Below are 18,622 nucleotides of genomic sequence, written 5' to 3'. Positions count from 1 at the left end.
AAATGTTCCAGCCTAGGGCATTTGGTCGCTTGAACTTGCGCTTCGGTTCAGCGAGTAATCAATAAAACTCGCAGCAATTTCCGACGAGGTGGTTTCATGCCTTCCTACTTGATCTTGCACGCCGCAGCCACTTCTAAGGCGTCGGACGACCTAGGAGCCATGATGCGCGGAGCTGGTGCGGTTCCTATTGGCGATTGCCTCTGGGGGCTTGAGGTCGATTTAGATGAGCAGAACCTTTGGGAATGGTTGGAGAGCGAGCTGCATGTCGGAGATTCAGTGACAGTAATTGAGCTTCGCCCGAACCCCGGTCAGATAAGTCCTAAGCATTCGGTTGAAGCCATGAGTTGGCTGGCTCGAACCCTTTACCGTAAGGCCCACTAGCCTTGTAGGGGCACGAACAAGGGGGGCAATGCTACAAAGCGGCGGCATAGGGATAACCTCGGAGATTTCACGTTAATTTTTTTGCATAATGTGCACTCAGGTTAACATAGATTATAGCGCCCCTCGTACAAATCTGTAGATGTGACCGCGCAAACGGCCCGAACCGTATCCAAACAACAAGAAAGTACGTTGGAGCCGAATGTCTTCCGAAAATAATGAGAATGAACCTAGTTTCATTCGCAAAGCTCGCCGCTGGCGGTGGTCGTATTGGCTGGCCGTAGCGACCTTAGCAATCCTGTGGTTTCTCGCGGCCTATGAAGTGATCAGCTACCTGATGGGCGGCTAGCGACCTCGCAGCCTAGTGAAGTGATTATCAGCCAAACATTCTTGCCATTGCGATGCCTGAGATTACCTCAAGTATCATGTCTCATGATGGTAAGAAAAAGAAGAAGCCCAAGCAGGGGCGTGAGAGCGAGGGCTGGGCCCTTGCGGTTGCTATAGGCTTGCTTTGGGCTTTAGCTCTGTTGGTTGCCTGGTCTGCATAGCGACATGACCAGGATGGGATTATAATACCACGGATATTTTGGGGAACGGGTCGGGGGCGGTTCAGATGGTTCGATGTGAGGCCATTTCCAGCAGATCCGCCACTGGTGGTGGCAGGATCATGATTGAGCCAAAAGAGATGTGCCTTTAATCAGTAGGTAATGACCCACTACGCAGCAACTTGTTGCCCCTGCGGCTGAACGCGCGAATGCACAAATAACTTTGGATAGTCTAGCCTGCCGTTAAAGCGGAACACTTGTGCATTTACTGTACACGAGATGAGCCGGTCGGCGATAAATGCGGACTGAGCTCGGTTGATATACCCGAGACAGTCGCCGTCGCCATTCAAGACCTGAACCGCATTTTGATCGTGCTGATTATCTCGCTCGTGAACCAGCTGAACTGTGTCTCCTGCCACCATGCCAACGGCATTTTGCTCATATCGACGATACCCAGCTACATCAAAGATGTAGTCGAATTGGCCATCAAAGCCATCGAATGTCTCAGCAACACCAAAACTGTCGCTCGTAAGACGAGCGCCAGTATATGCAAGCAGACTTAAAGGAGTGAACTCCGCGTCGGCACTCAGCCCAAATGTTGCTTTGAACCTGTCAAAATCGGCCCTTCCGATTGGCGGAAGCCTACGCATCAGTATTGCTTCTACGTTGTCTGGGCGTGGTTCCGATTGATATGTGCTGATCGGCAGCCCTGGGTAGCCTTCAAAGCCAAGATCAAAGGCTGGGGCAAGACGCTCGTCACTAAGATATCGGAATTGGATACCGTCACTCGAATCCCTGAGTTCGCCAACGACATGCCTATCGCGCGGCTCACCAGCCTCAAGTGGCAGCTGCCACGTGAGCAGCGCGCGAGTAGTCTGTATAGGATTCTCAATCATCCGATTCGCTCCTGACGAAGGAGGCGCCTAACTCGATCCCTCCCGCAATGCAACACAGAAAGTATATGCTGCGCTCTCTGAGTTGTCATCAAGTAGTTCTTGGGCAGCTCGACAATGTTACATAGGTCATCCAAAAAATTTTCTACTGGACCCAAGTCTAGGTCCGCGCACTGCTGGAAGGATGAAGTCTGATTTTGACCTCTATTTAAAAAGTAGGCGTTTACTTCGTTAAATAGTCCGCCCTTTTTCGCGGGTTCTTCTACTCTAAGGTGGTGACGACCGCTCCTAGAGAAATTATCTACTTTCTCAGCAATCAGCCCTCCACCGGCATTAAACCACTTAGTCAAGCCTTTCGCTTCAATCCCGCAGCCAAGGCTCGAGCCGTTATCGTACAGTGCCGCCATCTTGACCTGATCAGATGACTGGATGACCGCCCAGTTCTCTGCATGCCTGTCGATGTTGGAGATTAAAGTATCAAAGGCGAGCGCTTGCCCCCAAAACGCATAATAGAGTTCCTCCGAAACCCCTATGCCTTGTTCGTAGATACGTTCGATGAGGCGGACGGTATGCCGAGTTCCCTTGTCAAAATCGAATTCCGGGTCGCATTCAACGCAAAATTGGTAGCCAAAAATCATGCTTTCGCGACTGGGGTCGTAAATATACCTGTGCAGCGTTCCAACCCGACCCGCCCGACTAGCTATGGCCGAGGTTTGAACGGGCCAATCCAAGAGATCACCCGCTATGAACGATGCCACCATCTCGGACCAAATCTGGGCCGGTCGCAGCTCCTTCGGCTCCTTGAATACAAAATGGGTGCCATCAGGAGCTATCACCGTATTCTTGTCTCGCGTGCCAGCAAGCGGCTCTTCAGTCACAGGCCAGTCATCTACATGGACTATTTCTAAAGAAGTGTGATTTGTGACAGCTACCATAGACGCCTCATACTAGGTACTATTGGTTGCCGTCACCCCCCTCCGCATCGCTTGAGTTGTAGAAGCGCGTATAGAACGAATCTCGAGTTTTTGATTATCGCGTAAATGGGGACGAACCCAAGCGATTCGAGCGCCGAACCGGATAAGCGGAATAATTCGGGATACCTCCGCAGCATCGCGATCAAAAGGCAGCTTTGTCCCCCATGTGTCCCCCCAAAAGGAGTGGGAACACCACCTAAACCGATAATAGCCAGCAAGTAACTGAATAAAAGGGTAAAAGTGGTGAGCCGTGTTGGGTTCGAACCAACGACCTACTGATTAAAAGTCAGTTGCTCTACCAACTGAGCTAACGGCCCACTGGCGCGGTACTTAGAAAGGTCGGCGCGGGGGGTCAAGCCCAAAACCTGCATTTAATGCGACACATGCTGGATAAGTTCACTTCGCGCCGTTATATGCGCGGCATGTGCAGTGATTTTACCAACGGTTTGCCCTTCATGAAAATGCACGGGCTGGGAAACGACTTTGTCGTGCTGGACGCGCGTGCCCGATCTTGGGCCGTGACGCCTGCGCTGGCCAAGGGAATCGGCCATCGTCAGTTTGGCGTGGGATTTGACCAGCTTGCGGTCATTTCCAAGGGCACTGGCGATGCACATCTGACATTCTATAACGCCGATGGCAGCCTCTCCGCTGCCTGTGGCAACGCGACCCGCTGTATTGCACGCCATCTGATGGACGAATCCGGTGCGACCCGTCTGCACCTGACCACCGCACGCGGTGATCTGGCCGCGGTTGATGCAGGCAAGGGGCTGACTTCGGTCAATATGGGCCACCCGCAGCTTGCATGGGACGAGATCCCGCTGGCCCGCGAAATGGACACCCTGGCGCTGCCCATCGATGGCGCACCGACCGCGACCGGCATGGGCAATCCGCATTGCACCTTTTTCGTCGATGACGTGGCCGTTGTGGCGCTCGAAGCCTTTGGCGCAGAGATGGAGCATCACCCGCTGTTTCCCGAACGCACCAATGTTCAGGTCGCCCAGATCATCGGCCCCGACCACATCCGCATGCGGGTCTGGGAGCGCGGCGTCGGCATCACACTCGCCTCGGGTTCCTCGTCCTGCGCCACGGCAGTCGCAGCGGCCCGCAGGGGCCTCACAGGGCGTTCCGTGTGCATCGACCTTGATGGGGGTAGCCTGCAGATCGACTGGCGCGAGGATGGCGTGTGGATGACCGGACCGACCATGCATGTGGCCAGCGGCGTGCTGACCCCTGCCTTTCTGGCGAGCCTGACATGAGCGCGCCTGTCTTCTCCAACCACGGCTGCCGCCTGAACGCTTACGAAGTCGAGGCGATGAAGGATCTGGCCCAGCAGGCGGGCGTGCAAAATGCCGTAGTGGTCAATACCTGCGCCGTCACCGCCGAAGCCGTGCGCAAAGCGCGTCAGGACATCCGAAAGCTGCGCAAGGCCCACCCGGACGCGCGTCTGATCGTCACCGGATGCGCTGCCCAGACCGAGCCGGACACCTTTGCGAATATGGCCGAAGTCGACGTGGTAATTGGCAATACCGAAAAGATGCAGGGCGCGACGTGGTCCGGCCTTGCCGCCGATTTCATCGGGGAAAGCGAAGCGCTACAGGTCGACGACATCATGTCGGTGACCGAGACCGCTGGCCATTTGATCGACGGCTTCGGCACCCGTTCACGCGCCTATGTGCAGGTTCAAAACGGCTGTGACCACCGTTGCACCTTTTGCATCATCCCTTTCGGGCGCGGCAACTCGCGTTCGGTCGCGGCGGGGGTTGTCGTCGACCAGATCAAGCGTTTGGTTGATAAGGGGTTCAACGAGGTTGTGCTGACGGGCGTCGATCTGACCTCATGGGGGGCTGATCTTCCGTCAGAGCCGAAACTGGGCGATCTGGTCATGCGTATCTTGCGATTGGTGCCCGATTTGCCGCGCCTGCGGATCTCCTCCATCGATTCGATCGAGGTCGACGACAACCTGATGCAGGCCATTGCGACCGAACCGCGCCTGATGCCGCATCTGCACCTGAGCCTGCAACATGGCGATGACATGATCCTGAAACGGATGAAGCGCCGCCATCTGCGCGACGATGCGATCAACTTTACCACCGAGGCCAAGCGCCTGCGCCCTGACATGACCTTTGGCGCTGACATCATCGCGGGCTTCCCGACCGAGACCGAGGCGATGTTCGAAAACTCGCTGCGGCTGGTCGAGGAGTGCGATCTGACATGGCTGCACGTTTTCCCCTATTCTGCCCGCCCTGGCACCCCCGCCGCCCGGATGCCCCCCGTGAATGGCCTTGCCATCAAAGAACGCGCCGCAAGGCTACGCGCGGTAGGTGATGCGCAGGTACAGGCGCATCTGGCCGCTCAAGTCGGGGTGACGCATCAGGTTTTGATGGAAAGCCCCCTCATGGGCCGCACCGCGCAGTTTGCCGAGGTACACTTCAATGCGCCGCAAACTGAGGGCACGATCGTAGAAACGTTGATCTCCGGTCACGAAACTGTGCATCTTCTAGCGCTTTAGTCACGCTTGGTTAAAAAGCCGTCCCGCTCTAGGCTCGCACCGTCAAGGAGGACACATAATGAGCGATGTTATTGAATGGGTGCTGGAAATGCGCGTGCAGGACGGCCAAGCCGACGCCGTGCAACCGCTGATCGACGAGATGGTCGCCGCTACGAAAGCGGACGAACAAGGCGCGCTGCACTACGAATATTACATGACGCCAGATCGCAGTACCTGCACGGTGCTTGAGCGCTATGCCGACAATGCCGCCGTGATGGCCCATCTGGGCAATTTCGGGGCCAAATTTGCTGAGCGGTTTATGACCGTGTTCACACCCGAACGCTTCAATGTGTACGGCCCTGCCAATGACGAGGTGCGCGCCGCACTTGCGGGGTTTGGTGCAAACCATCTCGAACAGGCGGCGGGTTTTCACCGCTAAGCCACACAGCGATTATCCGGCAGTAGCGCGCCGGGTTTTCAAGCTAGTGCGGAGGAAGGCCACGATAAAAATCGCGGTCATCACCAGAATGATCGTCGGCGCAGGCGCACTGTCGATGAAAAAGCTGACATAGAGACCTAAAACGCCTGAAACCAGCGTCACCGCGACCGAAATCGGCAGCATCAGCGAGAACCGATTGGTCAACAAAAACGCAATCGCTCCGGGTGCGATCAGCAGGCCGATCGACAGGATAATCCCGATCGCCGAAAGTGTCGCGACAATGGTCATCGTGATCAGCGTCAGCAGCCCATAATGCAGCCAGCCGACCGGCAGGCCGACAGCTTTGGCCTGAATAGGGTCGAATGCGTGCAACAGAAAGTCCTGCCGTTTCGCGATGATGATCCCGCCGACGATGGCGGCAATAATCCCTGCAGTCCACAGATCGTTCGCGTTCACCCCCAGCATGTTACCGAAGAGGATGTGGTCCAGATGCACGTCGGTTCTGATCTTGGTGTAGAGCACGATACCAAAGCCGAACATGCCGGAGAAGACAATCCCCATCACCGTGTCTTGCTTGACGCGGCTGTTATCTGACAGAAACCCGGTCGCCAGCGCGCAGACCATCCCCGCGGCAAACGCACCGATGATCAGTGGAATGCCAATCAGATAGGCCACCACCACCCCCGGCAGGACGGCATGGCTGATCGCATCGCCCATCAGGGACCAGCCTTTGAGCACCAGAAAACACGACAGTAGGCTCGTCGGCACGGCGAGGATCGCCATCATCCAGAAAGCCTTGGTCATAAAGGCGAATTGGAAGGGTTGGAGAAGCGTCTCGATCATTTCGCCTCCAACGCTCTGCGTGCCTTGCGGCGGGCGGCAAAATACCCGTGTTTCGGCGCGAAAAAGAACGCGATCAGGAAGATCACTGTCTGCAAGCTAACGATCAGCCCGCCGGTTGCGCCGTCAACGAAAAAGCTGAGGTAGGCACCGGTGAAACTGGTCAGCGCACCGATTAACACGCTCAGCATCAACAGCCGCGGGAAACGGTCGGTCAGCAGGTAAGCGGTGGCACCCGGCGTGACAACCATCGCGATCACCAGAAACGCCCCCACCGTCTGAAGTGCCGCCACGCAGGAGGCCGAGAGGAGGGTGAAAAACACCACCTTCAGCACATCGGGCCGGAGCCCCACCGACCGCGCGTGATTTTCATCAAAGAAGGTCACCATCAGGTCTTTCCACTTGGCCAGCAAAACCGCCAGCGTCACGAACCCGATGATCGCCAGCTGCAGCGTATCCGACGGCGTGATCGCAAGGATATTGCCCATCGTGATGGTCTCGATACTGACCGACATCGGCGACAGTGACACCATGAACAGGCCCAGCCCGAAGAACGAGGTGAAGATCAGCCCGATGATAGTGTCTTCTTTCAGTCCCGAACGCTGACTTAGAAACAGCATCGTCCCCGCCGCCAATCCACCAGCCGCAAAAGCGCCCAAAGCGAAAGGCAGACCCAGCATGTAAGCCCCCGCCACACCCGGCACGATGGAATGGCTCAGCGCGTCACCGATCAGCGACCAGCCCTTTAGCATCAAATAGGCGGAGAGGAAGGCACAGACGCCACCGACCAACGCGCTGACCCACATCGCATTGAACATATAGCCATACGAAAACGGGAGCAGCAGCGTCTCGATCATTTCTGATCCTCGTCGCTATAGACAACAAATGGGCGCTCGTCGTCGGTGATCACCCTGATCTGTCGAGTGTCGTCATCATCGTGCAGATCGGCACCGCCGAGCACAAAGTGCCGCAACACGCCGCCAAAGGCGCGTTCCAGGTTCTCATGGGTGAAGGTCGTCTCGGTCGGGCCGTAGGCCAGCACGGTTTCCTTGACCAGCACGGTACGGTCACAAAACTCCGGCACAGAGCCAAGGTTGTGGGTCGAGACCAACATCACGCGCCCCTCATCGCGCATCTCGCGCAGCAGCGCGATGATCGCGTCCTCGGTTTGTACATCGACGCCAGTAAACGGCTCGTCAAGCAGGATCACCTTGCCCTCTTGGGCCAGCGCGCGGGCGAGAAACACCCGCTTGCGCTGCCCGCCCGAAAGCTCGCCAATCTGGCGGTGGCGGAACTCGGTCATGTTAACCCGTCCAAGCGCTTGCGTCACAGCGGCGTAGTCGGCAGCGGCAGGACGGCGCAAAAAGCCCATCTTGCCGTAGCGCCCCATCATCACCACATCTTCAACCAGCACCGGAAAGGTCCAATCGACCTCCTCGGACTGCGGCACATAGGCGACGATATTCTGCTTTAGAGCCTGTTTGACTGGCATCCCCAGCACCGTGATCTCGCCCTTGGCGGCGGGCACAAAGCCCATGATTGCCTTAAACAGGGTCGATTTGCCTGCACCATTGACGCCAACCAATCCGGTGATCGTGCCAGTGGGAATTTCAAACGACGCATCGCGCAGGGCTGTGTTGCCATTGCGATAGGTTACGGTAACGTCGCTGGCCTTGATACCGGACCCTGTGCTCATTCGGACAGCCCATTCACGATGGTTTCAGAGGTGATACGCAGCAGGTCGATATAGGTCGGCACTGGCCCGTCTTCTTCGGTCAGGCTGTCGACATAGAGCACCCCGCCATAGGCGACGCCGGTTTCGCGGGCAACCTGCTCGGCAGGGGCTTGGTTGACGGTGCTTTCACAGAACACCGCCTTGATGTCATTGTCGCGCACCCCGTCGATCACCTTGCGAACCTGTTGCGGCGTGCCTTGGCTGTCGGCGTTGATCGGCCAGAGATACAGCTCTTTCATCTCGAAGTCGCGGGCAAGATAGCTGAATGCGCCCTCACAGGTGACCAGCCAGCGTTGAGGCTCGGGGATTTCGAGGATCGCTTCTTTTAGCGGGCCAATCGTATCGGTGATTTGCTGCTTATAGGCCTCGGCATTGGCGGCATATATCTCGGCGTTTTCGGGGTCATGCTCGGCAAAGGCATCGCGAATGTTATCGACATAGATCAGCGCGTTGCTGAGGCTCATCCACGCATGCGGGTTGGGTTTGCCGTTATACTCGCCTTCGGCAATGCTCATCGGCTCAATCCCGTCGCTGAGCGTTACGCTCGGCACGTCGGAGAGGTTGGAGAAGAACTGTGCAAACCACAGCTCAAGGTTCAGCCCGTTCCAGAGCACCAGATCAGCACCCTGCGCGCGTATGATGTCGCGCGGGGTCGGTTGATAGCCGTGAATCTCCGCCCCGGCCTTAGTGATGCTTTCGACAATCGCCACATCCCCCGCCACATTGCGCGCCATATCGGCAATCACGGTAAAGGTCGTCACAGCTTTGAACTTGTCCTCTTTGGCCATGGCGACTGCGGGCAGTAAAAGCGCCGCAGTCAGGGCAAGGATGAGGGGCCTTAAGCGCATGTCGTATCCTTTTGTAGCGTCAGGCAACACGTCTCCCGAATTAGTAGGAGAAATACTTTGCAGTGTAAATGCTATTGATAATGATTCTCAACAAGAGCACCAGCCCTCTTTTACCTAGGCGCATCTGGCGAAATTGCGACCCTGCAAGATAAAGAAAACCCCCGCAGCGGCTGCCACGGGGGGTTATTCAGATTTCAAAAGACGCGATGCAATCAGTCGCGGCGCTTGTACTTGACCGGACCCCAGATCCGCTTGTTGGTCAGGTACAACAGCACCGACAACAGCGTCAGAAACAGCACGCCGGCAAAACCGGCCTGCTTGCGTGCGCCCAATTTCGGCTCGGCGGTCCACATCAGGAAGGCAGAGACGTCCTCGGCCATGTGGTGCAGATCATTGGCGTGACCATCCGCAAACTCGACCTGCTCGTCACCCAGTGGCGGCGCCATTGAGATCCAGCCGCCCGGAAAGGCGGTATTCTCGTAGAAGGTCGTGCCCGCTTGTTCCTTGGTCTCACCGGTATAGCTGGTCAGCAGCGCGGTGATGTACTCAGGTCCACCAAAGCCATAAAGCAACTGGTTGATCCCCAGACCGTAGGGGCCGTGGAACGCCGCACGCTTCTTTGCCATCAACGACAGGTCAGGTGCGTTTTCAAGGTTCGAACCGGGGAAGTGGTCAACCGGTGTACCGGCGCGGGTATCGTCCAGTTCGGGGTCGAAAACGTCCCACTGCTTGGAATACTCGATCACCTGATCTTCGGGCAAGTTCGGGCCTGTTTCGTCACCCAAGGTCCGCAGTGCGACATATTGCAGGCCGTGGCACGCCGAGCAGACCTCGGTGTAAATCTGCAAACCGCGCTGAAGCTGGTTGACGTCATAGCTGCCGAATGGGCCGTCGAACGAGAAGTCGATGTTCTCGATATGCGGTGTGGCATGGGCATCATCGTCGCCGTGGTCTTCGTCGGCCATTGCAGCGGCTTCATGCTCGGCGGCGTCGTCGCCATGCGCGGCTTCTTCGGTCGCTTCCTCGGCAGGTTGCTCTTCAACAACTGCCTCGGTTGCTTCCTCAGCAGGCTGCTCTTCAGTGGCTTCCTCGGTCATTTCCTCAGCGGGCTGCTCTTCAACAGCTTCTTCGGTAACTTCCTCGACAGGCTGCTCTTCAACAGCTGCTTCAGCGGCAGGCTCTTCTGCGACAGGCGCCTCTGCCGGTGCGGCAGCGGGCTCTGTCGAGCTTGTGGTGTCCGCCGCAGGCTCTTCTGCGACGGGTTCAACTGTGGGCTCAACCGTAGGCTCTGTGGCAGGCTGGGGGTCAGCCTGCGGTGCCGGTGTGGTTTGCGGCACCTCTTCGGTGGTGGTTGTCGTGTCCTGAGCCTGTGCGAGCGCACCGGACAGGGCAAAAGCCGTCGCCAGAGCCGTCGTAAGGATGGATTTAGGTGTCATTTTCATATCCATTACTCCGCCGGATTCACGATCGTCTTGGTGCCACCGACCTTGGGGGCATAATGCGCATCAAAGTCTTCTTCGATGGTCGCAGGCTGCGACAGCGGTTTTTCGATCACACCCAAAAGCGGCAGGATGACCAAGAAATACGCGAACCAATAGGCCGACGCGATCAGCGAGAAGCTGGCATAGGGTTCTTCGGCAGGCATCGCCCCCAGCCACATCAGGGCAAAAAAGTCGATTACCAGCAGAGCGAACCACCACTTGAACATCGGACGGTAGCGGCCCGAACGCACGCTGGAGGTATCGAGCCATGGCACCAGCGCCATAACCGCAATCGCCCCGAACATCGCCAGAACCCCAAAGAATTTGGCGTCGATGATGCCACCGGTCACGAAGGACGCGATTTGCACAACCCAAACCTCGGAGGTGAAAGCACGCAGGATCGCGTAGAACGGCAGGAAGTACCATTCGGGCACGATATGCGCAGGCGTCGCCAGCGGGTTCGCTTCGATATAGTTGTCAGGGTGGCCAAGGTAGTTTGGCATAAAGCCGACGATGGCAAAGAAAACCGTGAGGATCACCGCCAGAGCGAAGAGATCCTTGATCACGAAGTAGGGCCAGAACGGCAGCGTGTCTTTCTCGGCCTCTTCCTTTGATCCGCGGCGCACTTCAACACCGGTGGGGTTGTTGTTGCCCGTGGTGTGGAAGGCCCAGATATGCACGATCACCAGACCTGCAATCACGAAGGGCAGCAGATAGTGCAGCGAGAAGAAGCGGTTCAGCGTGGCGTTGTCCACGGCGGGCCCGCCCAGCAGCAAGGTCTGCAGGCTTTCCCCGATGAACGGGATCGCGCCGAACAGGCCGGTGATCACTGTCGCACCCCAGAAGGACATCTGACCCCAAGGCAGAACGTAGCCCATGAAACCGGTCGCCATCATCAGCAGATAAATCAGCATGCCGATGATCCAGGTGATCTCACGCGGGGCTTTGTAAGACCCGTAGTAGAGACCGCGGAAAATGTGGGCATAGACCGCAACAAAGAACAACGAGGCGCCGTTCATGTGCAGATAGCGCAGCATATAGCCGCCGTTCACGTTGCGCATGATGTGTTCGATCGAAGCGAACGCCATATCAACCTGCGGCGTGTAATGCATCGCCAGCACGATGCCGGTGACGATTTGCAACGCCAGACAGAATGTCAGCACGATGCCCCAGATCCACATCCAGTTCAGGTTTCTGGGGGTGGGGATCATCAATGTATCATAGAGCAGACCAACAACGGGAAGGCGGCTGTGCAGCCACTTCTCTCCGCCGGACTTAGGCTCGTAATGGTCGTGTGGTATTCCAGCCATCTGTCTGCTCCTTAACCCAGTTTAATCGTGGTTTCGTCGAGGAATTCGGCGACCGGCACATCAAGGTTGCGCGGTGCCGGACCTTTGCGGATACGGCCCGCTGTGTCGTAGTGCGACCCGTGGCAAGGGCAGAACCAACCGCCAAAATCACCTGCGTCGCCCAGAGGCACACAGCCAAGGTGAGTACACACGCCGATCATCACCAGCCATTCGCCGGTTTCATCCAGCGCGCGGTTTGCATCGGTGGCCTGCGCATCGCCCGCAAGGTTCGCGTTCTGTGCGATGGGGTCGGGAAGCGCGCTGACGTCGGTGTCTTTCGCTTCGGCGATTTCCGCTTCGGTGCGGCGGCGGATGAAAACCGGCTTGCCGAGCCATTTAACGGTCAACTGTGTGCCCGGCTCTAGGCCGCCCACATCGACGCGGATCGACGACAACGCCAAAACGTCGGCAGAGGGGTTCATCTGGTTGACCAGCGGCCAAAAGGCAGCCCCAGCCGCAACGGCTCCGGCCCCTGCGGTTGCATAATAGAGGAAATCCCTCCGGTTGCCTGCGTGATCATCAGCTTGTGACACGGGTTTTCTCCACTTCTAGACCCGACACGGGCCATCAAACTTCGAGACGGCACGCAAATGCCGCCTTTGTTCAGTGCGGTATCTATCGGGACAGGCCGCGCCCGTCCAGATGCCAATGCCATACAAAAAGTCGCACCCTGTAGGGTGCGACGCAAAAACAACCACTTTTTTGCAAATTATGCCGCCGGAGGCCGGGTTGCCTGCATGGAAGGCCGCGATTCGAAGGTTTTGAACCACGCTGCCAGTGCATCGTTGCCAGTGCGCCAACCGCGATCGCCCAATCTGAACTCGACATAGGCCAGCGCACAACCAACCGCGATCTGGCCCATATCAACCGGACCACTCAGTTGGCTGACCCAGCGGGTGTTGAGCGTGGCGCAAGCGCGGGCAATTTTGCCCCACTGGCCTTCTACCCATGCGTCCATGCGTTTGTCTTCGGGGCGCAGTTTGCCTTCATAGACCATCAATAGTGCCGCATCGAGGATACCGTCCGCTGTGGCCTCCAGCGTCAGCACATCCCAGCGGTGCTGGCCCTTGCCGTAAAGCTTGGCGCCCGCACGGTCGTCCAGATAGGCGCAGATGACGCGACTGTCATAAAGCGTCGGGCCATCGGGCCGCTCCAGCGCGGGCACCTTGCCCAGCGGATTGCGCGAGATCAGGCTATCATCCGGCGCGATGGGGGTGGTGGCGGTATCAGCAAGTGCCACATCAGCAAGCTGGCCAGTTTCGTGCAGCAGCACCATCACCTTGCGGACATAGGGCGAGGTTTTCGAATAGGAAAGTTTCATCGGTCAGTTCCTTTGGGTTTCGCCCCGAGTATTGCGGCAGCCGCGCGCCGCCGCAATCGTGCAGTGCGCCTGCCGAGCGATTCGCCCCTCTTTAGGCGGGCAAATCGCGCATCATCGCGGCGATATCCTCGGCTTCACTTCCAAAGCCAAAGCGCGCCGCCTGCGCCGCAGCGCTAAGCCGAACCGCCTCGGCCTTGTTCTGGCTCAGCTTCCACGTGCCATCGATCCCGGTGATCCGCATCCGGCAGGGCACGATCATCCGCATCAACTTCTCTAGCGCTTCGGGTGTCATCTTGGTGGTCGTCCAAGGCGCTTTGGGCAGCAGTTGCGCCTCATAGAACGCTGATTGCCGGTCGAGAATATCGCGCAACGCGTCCTGCGGCAGCATATCCAGCGTGCCGGTTAAATGCACCGCGACGTAGTTCCACGTCGGCACCTGATCGTCGACACCGTACCAATCGGGGGAGATATAGGTATCGGGCCCCGATACCGCGATCTTGGCAGGCAAACCGGTTTTCAACGCCCGCGCAATCGGGTTGGAGCGGACCAGATGCAATTCGGCAAGATCGCCCGCGTTATCGAGCAAGAAAGGTACATGGCTTAGCAGCGGGAACTCCGCACCGTTCACCGCCAAAAGACCAAAGCCACGCTTGCGGGCGAAGGCTACGTTTCGCGGGGCGTCGGCGTCATGGTAGATCGGGTTGGGGTGCATCGCTTTTCGGCCCTTTTGCGGTCGGATCAACACAGGTGTGGCGCGATTAGGGGCTGCTTGCAACGGGCAGGCCGCCCTAGCCCAGGTAGGCGCGCAACTCCGGCGGCGGATTATCCATAAGCGCGGCGGCAGGTTGCGGTGCATGGGCACGCCCGCCTTCGACAAAAATCACCTGATCCGCGATCCGGCGCACATCTTGCGGCGCATGGGTGACCATCATGAGGGCGGCACCGGTCTCCTCGATCAGACTTTGCACCAAATCGAGCATCTCGTTGCGCAGCGCGGGGCCGAGCGCGGCAAAGGGTTCATCCAGCAACACAAGCGGTCTTGCCTGCACCAAAACCCGCGCCAATGCGGCACGGCTTTGTTGGCCCCCCGACAGGGCTCCGGGACGTTTATCCGCATGATCCTGCAATCCGACTCGCGCCAGTGCCTGCGCCACCCGATCTTTCTCGTCCCGTTGCAGCCGCAGATCTGGGCGCAGACCAAGGCCGACATTCTGCTGCACGCTTAGATGCGGAAACAGGTTGTTGTCCTGAAACAACATGGTCATCGGACGGTCAGCGGGGTCGGCTTGCGTTATATCGCTACCCTGCCACAGCAAACGACCCCCGCTCAGCGAGATAAATCCGCAAATCGCGTTTAACAGGGTCGATTTACCGGCACCCGAAGGACCGATGACCGCGTATTTGGTGCGTGGCTCCAGCACCATATCGGCGGAGAGGGCAAAATCGGTCTGCCGGATTTCGAACTTTTCAAGCTTCAGCATGCCAGCGCCCTCCTTTGTCGCAAATCCAGAAAGCCCCGAGCGCTAGCGTCAAAAGGATCAGCGCGGCACCTGCTGCAGCCTCCATCTGATAGGCGCCCATTAGGCGGTACATTTGCAGCGGTAGGGTCACACGGTCCTGATCGGCAAACAAGGCAATCACCCCCAAATCGCCCATCGACAGGGCAGCGGTCAGCCCGGCGGCAAACCCCGCCTGCGCGCGCACCCGCGGCAGCAGCACCCAGCGCCACAGCGGCCAGCCGCGCAGGCCCAGGGTCGCGCTCAACCTGCCGTAATCCTGCACTGTGTCGCGCAAGCGCGGCACCATGATCCGCAATGCAAAGGGCAAGGCCATCAAGGCATTGACCAGCGCGGTGACCGGCAAGGCCAGCGTTGCAGGGGCGGCAACCGGATGGATCAGAATAAACCACCCCGTTCCGATCATCAGTGGTGATGCTGACAGCCCCAGCAATCCAATCGCCTCGACCCCGCCACGACGGCTGCTGGCGATCCACCCCGCCATCGGCAGCGCCAGAACGCCTAAAACAACGACGCTGATACAGCCCACGAAAATCGACTGCCCCGCCGCCTTCCAGACCACGGGCGGCACAGCTGCCAGCCCCCAGGTCCCGCGCCAAAGGATCGCACTGAGCGGGAGCAGCAGAAATCCGGCGGCAAGGGTGATGCATATAGTGTCGAGGGCGCGGGCGGTTCCGCCACGCTCCCATCGTTGCACGGGGCGGTCGAGGCCGCTGCCAAGGCTGACAGGTGGGATGACCCAGAGCGCGATCAGCGCCGCGCCGCCTGCCAGCACCAGTTGCGCAAGCGACAATCGCGCTGCGCGGCCAAGGTCAAAATCGAACTGGAAGGCCTGATAAATCGCCAGTTCCACAGTGGTCGCGCGCGGCCCGCCCCCCAGCGTCAGCGCGACCGCAAAGCTGGTCAGGCAAATCACAAATATCAGCGCCGCCACACCGGGCAGCACCTGCCGTAGCATCGGCCATTCGATCGCGCGAAACGCAGCAAAAGGGGTGAGCCGAAGCTGTGCGGCAAGCCGGAACCGCTCGGACGGGAGAGTTTGCCAGCCCTGCAATAACAGCCGCGTTGCTAAGGGCAGATTAAAAAACACATGCGCCAGCACCACGCCGTGCAGCCCGTAGATCGAAACCGGCGGCAGCCCGACCGCGCCCAGCGCAAGGTTGAACCAACCCGCACGGCCAAACACGGTGAGCAGCCCGATAACAGCCACGATCACTGGCAGAATAAACGGCGCACCCAGCAGGGTGACCAAAACGCCGCGTCCGAAAAATCGCCGCCGCGCCAAGGCCCGCGCCACTGGCACAGCGCAAATCGTCGAAATCACCGCTGACAGGACCGCCTGCACCACGGTAAAGCGCAGCGCCGCCCAGTCTGAAGGTGAAAGCCCCGCGCCGACTTCGGCGCGGGACATCACAGCACCCAAAGCGGCAAGGATCAACAGCAGCACCAAGGCTGCTGCCGCGATCCCGCCGCGCGGGCTTATTGCGACAACGCGCCGAGCCACTCTTGCAAGGCCTCATCCCGCAGGGCGGGTACGTCGTCATTGGCGATAAGCAGCGCCTTTTCCGGCACCGACAGCGTTTCGAACCCTTTGGGCAGTCCTGCCGCCGGGGTCACCGCAGGATACATCCAGTTGGTTGTCGGCAAGACCGATTGGGCGGCGTCCGATACCATAAACTCGATGAATTGCTGGGCCAGTTCCGGCTGGTCCGAGGCGGCAAGCCGTCCCATGACCTCGATTTGCATATAGTTACCTTCGTCAAAAACCGCTGCCGATTTGGTCGCGTCTTCTTCGGCGATCAGGTGATAGGCGGGCGAAGTTGTGTAGCTCAGCACCATGTCGGCCTCGCCCTCAAGAAACAGGCCATAAGCCTCGGACCAGCCCTTGGTGACGGTGACCACATTGTCTGCCAGACCTTCCCAGATACCGGCAGCCTCGTCGCCATACGCCGCCTTGACCCACATCAGCAGCCCCAAACCGGGGGTGGAGGACCGCGGGTCTTGGATCACAATCTTGAGGTCGCTCGCCGCGAGATCGGTGAAGTTTTTCGGGGGTGTCATGTCAGAGTTATGCACAAAGGCAAAATAGCCCCAGTCATAGGGGGCAAAGGTGTCGTCTTCCCAAGCCACGGGCAGGGTATAATCTGCCTTGATCGTGGTGGGGGTAAACAGGCCCGTTGCCTTGGCCGTGGCGATCAGGCTGGTATCGATGCCCAAAAGCACATCCGCCTCGGAGCGTTCGCCCTCCAGCTTGAGCCGCGCCAGCAAGGCCGCGCCGTCGCCCATGCCCTCAAACTTCAGGGTGCAGGCGCACTCTGCTTCAAATGCCGTCTTGATCGCAGGGCCAGGACCCCATTCAGAAACAAAGCTGTCATAGGTATAGACCGTAAGCTCGGGTGTTTCGGCATATGCTGCCGAGGCCCCCAAAATGCCCGCTGCAAGTGTAAGATACTTCATCGCATCCTCCTTTTGCGGCGAAAGGGAAAAAGGATGGAGTGATGTCCAGACCTTCCCTCCGCCGGTGTTAACCGGTTCAGGTTCAACGGGTCAGCTTGCGCAATCTCAGCCATTAAATGGCCCCCCGAGGTGCCTGCAGGCCTAAGACGCAGCCAAAGGATTTGCAAGCCAAATCCCCTTGAGGCCCCCCGCCCTGCCCTTTAAGGAATGAAGGCAACAGGAGACCGCGCCCATGTCAGTAAACAGCTTTGGACATCTCTTTCGCGTCACCACTTGGGGCGAGAGCCACGGGCCTGCGATTGGCGCGACCGTTGATGGCTGCCCTCCCGGCGTGCCGGTAGACGCCGAGATGATCCAGCACTGGCTGGACAAGCGCAAACCGGGGCAGAACAAATACACTACCCAACGGCGTGAGGCCGACGAGGTGCGCATCCTCTCGGGGGTGTTCGAGGGTGTAACAACCGGCACGCCAGTGCAGTTGTTGATCGAGAATACCGACCAGCGGTCCAAGGACTACGGCGATATCAAGGACAAGTTCCGCCCCGGTCACGCCGACATTACCTATTACCAGAAATACGGCATCCGCGACTATCGCGGCGGCGGGCGGTCTTCGGCGCGCGAAACCGCGAGCCGTGTGGCGGCGGGCGGGTTGGCACGCGAAGCGATCAAGACGCTGGCGCCCAATGTGCAAATTAGCGGCTATATGGTGCAGATGGGACCCCACAAGATTGACCGCGACGCCTTTGACGCCGCCGAGATCGAGCGCAACCCGTTCTGGGTGCCTGACGCCAAAGCGGCAGGCGACTGGGCAGACTACCTCGACGGGCTGCGCAAATCCGGCAGCAGCGTCGGCGCGATCATCGAAATCGTGGCGCGCGGTGTGCCTGCGGGGCTGGGTGCACCGGTTTATGGCAAGCTCGACACCGATCTTGCCGCTGCGATGATGAGCATCAATGCCGTGAAGGGCGTGGAGATTGGCGAAGGCATGTCCGCCGCGATGTTGACCGGAGAGTTGAACGCCGACGAGATATTCATGGGCCAAGACGGGCCGCAGTATTCCTCAAATCATGCAGGCGGCATATTGGGCGGGATCAGCACGGGGCAAGACATCGTCGTGCGCTTTGCGGTCAAGCCGACCTCCAGCATCCTGACCACGCGCCGGACCATCACCAAAGACGGCGAGGAGACCGAGATCATCACCAAGGGCCGCCACGATCCTTGCGTTGGCATCCGCGCCGTTCCCGTCGGCGAGGCGATGATGGCCTGTGTCCTGCTTGACCATATGTTGCTGCATCGCGGTCAGGTCGGCGAAAATCGCGGCAAGATCGGACCCTCCAAGTGACACTTCCGAGGGCTG

Annotated in this window: 18 protein-coding genes, 1 tRNA gene and 1 riboswitch; of the genes, 4 read left to right on the top strand and 15 right to left on the bottom strand. The window is 58.7% G+C overall.

Going from position 1 to position 18,622, the window contains the following annotated elements:
- Window positions 1-1,093: 1,093 nt before the first annotated feature.
- The 3 genes from BM174_RS09165 to BM174_RS09155 form a co-directional block, all read right to left on the bottom strand.
- Entirely contained in the window at window positions 1,094-1,819 is a 726-nt protein-coding gene (locus tag BM174_RS09165; protein ID WP_093923540.1) for an HIRAN domain-containing protein, read from the bottom strand.
- The gene (locus tag BM174_RS09160; protein ID WP_143092436.1) at window positions 1,816-2,751 is read right to left on the bottom strand and encodes a HipA domain-containing protein; all 936 of its coding nucleotides are present in this window, start codon (window positions 2,749-2,751) and stop codon (window positions 1,816-1,818) included. The genes BM174_RS09165 and BM174_RS09160 overlap by 4 nt, the downstream gene beginning before the upstream one ends.
- A gap of 280 nt (window positions 2,752-3,031) precedes the next feature.
- Window positions 3,032-3,107: transfer RNA gene (locus tag BM174_RS09155), tRNA-Lys, on the bottom strand.
- A gap of 105 nt (window positions 3,108-3,212) precedes the next feature.
- On the opposite strand from BM174_RS09155, the gene dapF reads away from it, so the two are divergent.
- From dapF to BM174_RS09140, 3 genes are read left to right on the top strand one after another with little or no spacing between them, the layout of a single operon-like run.
- On the top strand, window positions 3,213-4,046 hold the full coding sequence (dapF, locus tag BM174_RS09150) for a diaminopimelate epimerase (protein ID WP_093923583.1): 834 nt from the start codon (window positions 3,213-3,215) through the stop codon (window positions 4,044-4,046).
- On the top strand, window positions 4,043-5,299 hold the full coding sequence (gene mtaB / locus BM174_RS09145) for a tRNA (N(6)-L-threonylcarbamoyladenosine(37)-C(2))-methylthiotransferase MtaB (RefSeq protein ID WP_093923538.1): 1,257 nt from the start codon (window positions 4,043-4,045) through the stop codon (window positions 5,297-5,299). The genes dapF and mtaB overlap by 4 nt, the downstream gene beginning before the upstream one ends.
- A gap of 58 nt (window positions 5,300-5,357) precedes the next feature.
- Complete coding sequence (locus tag BM174_RS09140; RefSeq protein WP_093923537.1) at window positions 5,358-5,717, top strand: putative quinol monooxygenase; 360 nt, start codon at window positions 5,358-5,360, stop codon at window positions 5,715-5,717.
- 12 nt (window positions 5,718-5,729) lie between these two features.
- On the opposite strand, the gene BM174_RS09135 is transcribed toward BM174_RS09140, so the two are convergent.
- The 12 genes from BM174_RS09135 to thiB form a co-directional block, all read right to left on the bottom strand.
- The gene (locus BM174_RS09135; RefSeq protein WP_093923536.1) at window positions 5,730-6,560 is read right to left on the bottom strand and encodes a metal ABC transporter permease; all 831 of its coding nucleotides are present in this window, start codon (window positions 6,558-6,560) and stop codon (window positions 5,730-5,732) included.
- Window positions 6,557-7,414: a metal ABC transporter permease gene (locus BM174_RS09130; protein WP_093923535.1), complete on the bottom strand. Its 858-nt coding sequence runs from the start codon at window positions 7,412-7,414 to the stop codon at window positions 6,557-6,559. The genes BM174_RS09135 and BM174_RS09130 overlap by 4 nt, the downstream gene beginning before the upstream one ends.
- Window positions 7,411-8,253, bottom strand: a complete 843-nt coding sequence (locus tag BM174_RS09125) for a manganese/iron ABC transporter ATP-binding protein (protein ID WP_093923534.1) — start codon at window positions 8,251-8,253, stop codon at window positions 7,411-7,413. Before BM174_RS09125 ends, BM174_RS09130 begins: the two co-directional genes overlap by 4 nt.
- The gene (locus tag BM174_RS09120; protein WP_093923533.1) at window positions 8,250-9,140 is read right to left on the bottom strand and encodes a metal ABC transporter substrate-binding protein; all 891 of its coding nucleotides are present in this window, start codon (window positions 9,138-9,140) and stop codon (window positions 8,250-8,252) included. Before BM174_RS09120 ends, BM174_RS09125 begins: the two co-directional genes overlap by 4 nt.
- 212 nt (window positions 9,141-9,352) lie before the next feature.
- Entirely contained in the window at window positions 9,353-10,582 is a 1,230-nt protein-coding gene (locus tag BM174_RS21585) for a cytochrome c1 (RefSeq protein ID WP_281244849.1), read from the bottom strand.
- Between the two features lie 5 nt (window positions 10,583-10,587).
- Window positions 10,588-11,931 carry a cytochrome b gene (gene petB / locus BM174_RS09110; protein ID WP_093923532.1) on the bottom strand — a complete coding sequence of 448 codons (1,344 nt, stop codon included), beginning with the start codon at window positions 11,929-11,931 and terminating at the stop codon, window positions 10,588-10,590.
- Window positions 11,932-11,942: 11 nt separating this feature from the next.
- Window positions 11,943-12,503, bottom strand: a complete 561-nt coding sequence (petA, locus tag BM174_RS09105) for a ubiquinol-cytochrome c reductase iron-sulfur subunit (protein WP_093923531.1) — start codon at window positions 12,501-12,503, stop codon at window positions 11,943-11,945.
- Window positions 12,504-12,679: 176 nt separating this feature from the next.
- Entirely contained in the window at window positions 12,680-13,291 is a 612-nt protein-coding gene (locus BM174_RS09100; RefSeq protein ID WP_093923530.1) for a glutathione S-transferase, read from the bottom strand.
- Between the two features lie 91 nt (window positions 13,292-13,382).
- Window positions 13,383-14,003 (bottom strand): FMN-binding negative transcriptional regulator, encoded by a 621-nt coding sequence (locus tag BM174_RS09095; protein ID WP_093923529.1) that lies wholly within the window; start codon window positions 14,001-14,003, stop codon window positions 13,383-13,385.
- A 76-nt stretch (window positions 14,004-14,079) separates the two neighbouring features.
- The gene (locus tag BM174_RS09090; protein ID WP_093923581.1) at window positions 14,080-14,772 is read right to left on the bottom strand and encodes a thiamine ABC transporter ATP-binding protein; all 693 of its coding nucleotides are present in this window, start codon (window positions 14,770-14,772) and stop codon (window positions 14,080-14,082) included.
- Complete coding sequence (locus BM174_RS09085) at window positions 14,759-16,312, bottom strand: thiamine/thiamine pyrophosphate ABC transporter permease ThiP (RefSeq protein WP_093923528.1); 1,554 nt, start codon at window positions 16,310-16,312, stop codon at window positions 14,759-14,761. The genes BM174_RS09090 and BM174_RS09085 overlap by 14 nt, the downstream gene beginning before the upstream one ends.
- The gene (thiB, locus tag BM174_RS09080; protein WP_093923527.1) at window positions 16,288-17,265 is read right to left on the bottom strand and encodes a thiamine ABC transporter substrate binding subunit; all 978 of its coding nucleotides are present in this window, start codon (window positions 17,263-17,265) and stop codon (window positions 16,288-16,290) included. Before thiB ends, BM174_RS09085 begins: the two co-directional genes overlap by 25 nt.
- Window positions 17,266-17,301: 36 nt before the next feature.
- Window positions 17,302-17,402: riboswitch (TPP riboswitch) on the bottom strand.
- A 95-nt stretch (window positions 17,403-17,497) separates the two neighbouring features.
- Between thiB and aroC the strand changes: the two genes are divergently transcribed.
- Window positions 17,498-18,607, top strand: coding sequence for a chorismate synthase (gene aroC / locus BM174_RS09075; RefSeq protein WP_093923526.1), 1,110 nt, complete (start codon window positions 17,498-17,500; stop codon window positions 18,605-18,607).
- Window positions 18,608-18,622: the final 15 nt, after the last annotated feature.

This window comes from Sulfitobacter brevis (assembly GCF_900112755.1).
GTDB classification, from domain to species: Bacteria; Pseudomonadota; Alphaproteobacteria; order Rhodobacterales; family Rhodobacteraceae; genus Sulfitobacter; species Sulfitobacter brevis.
Note: the sequence above shows the minus strand (reverse complement) of the source record. Positions and strands in the feature narration are given on the sequence as shown.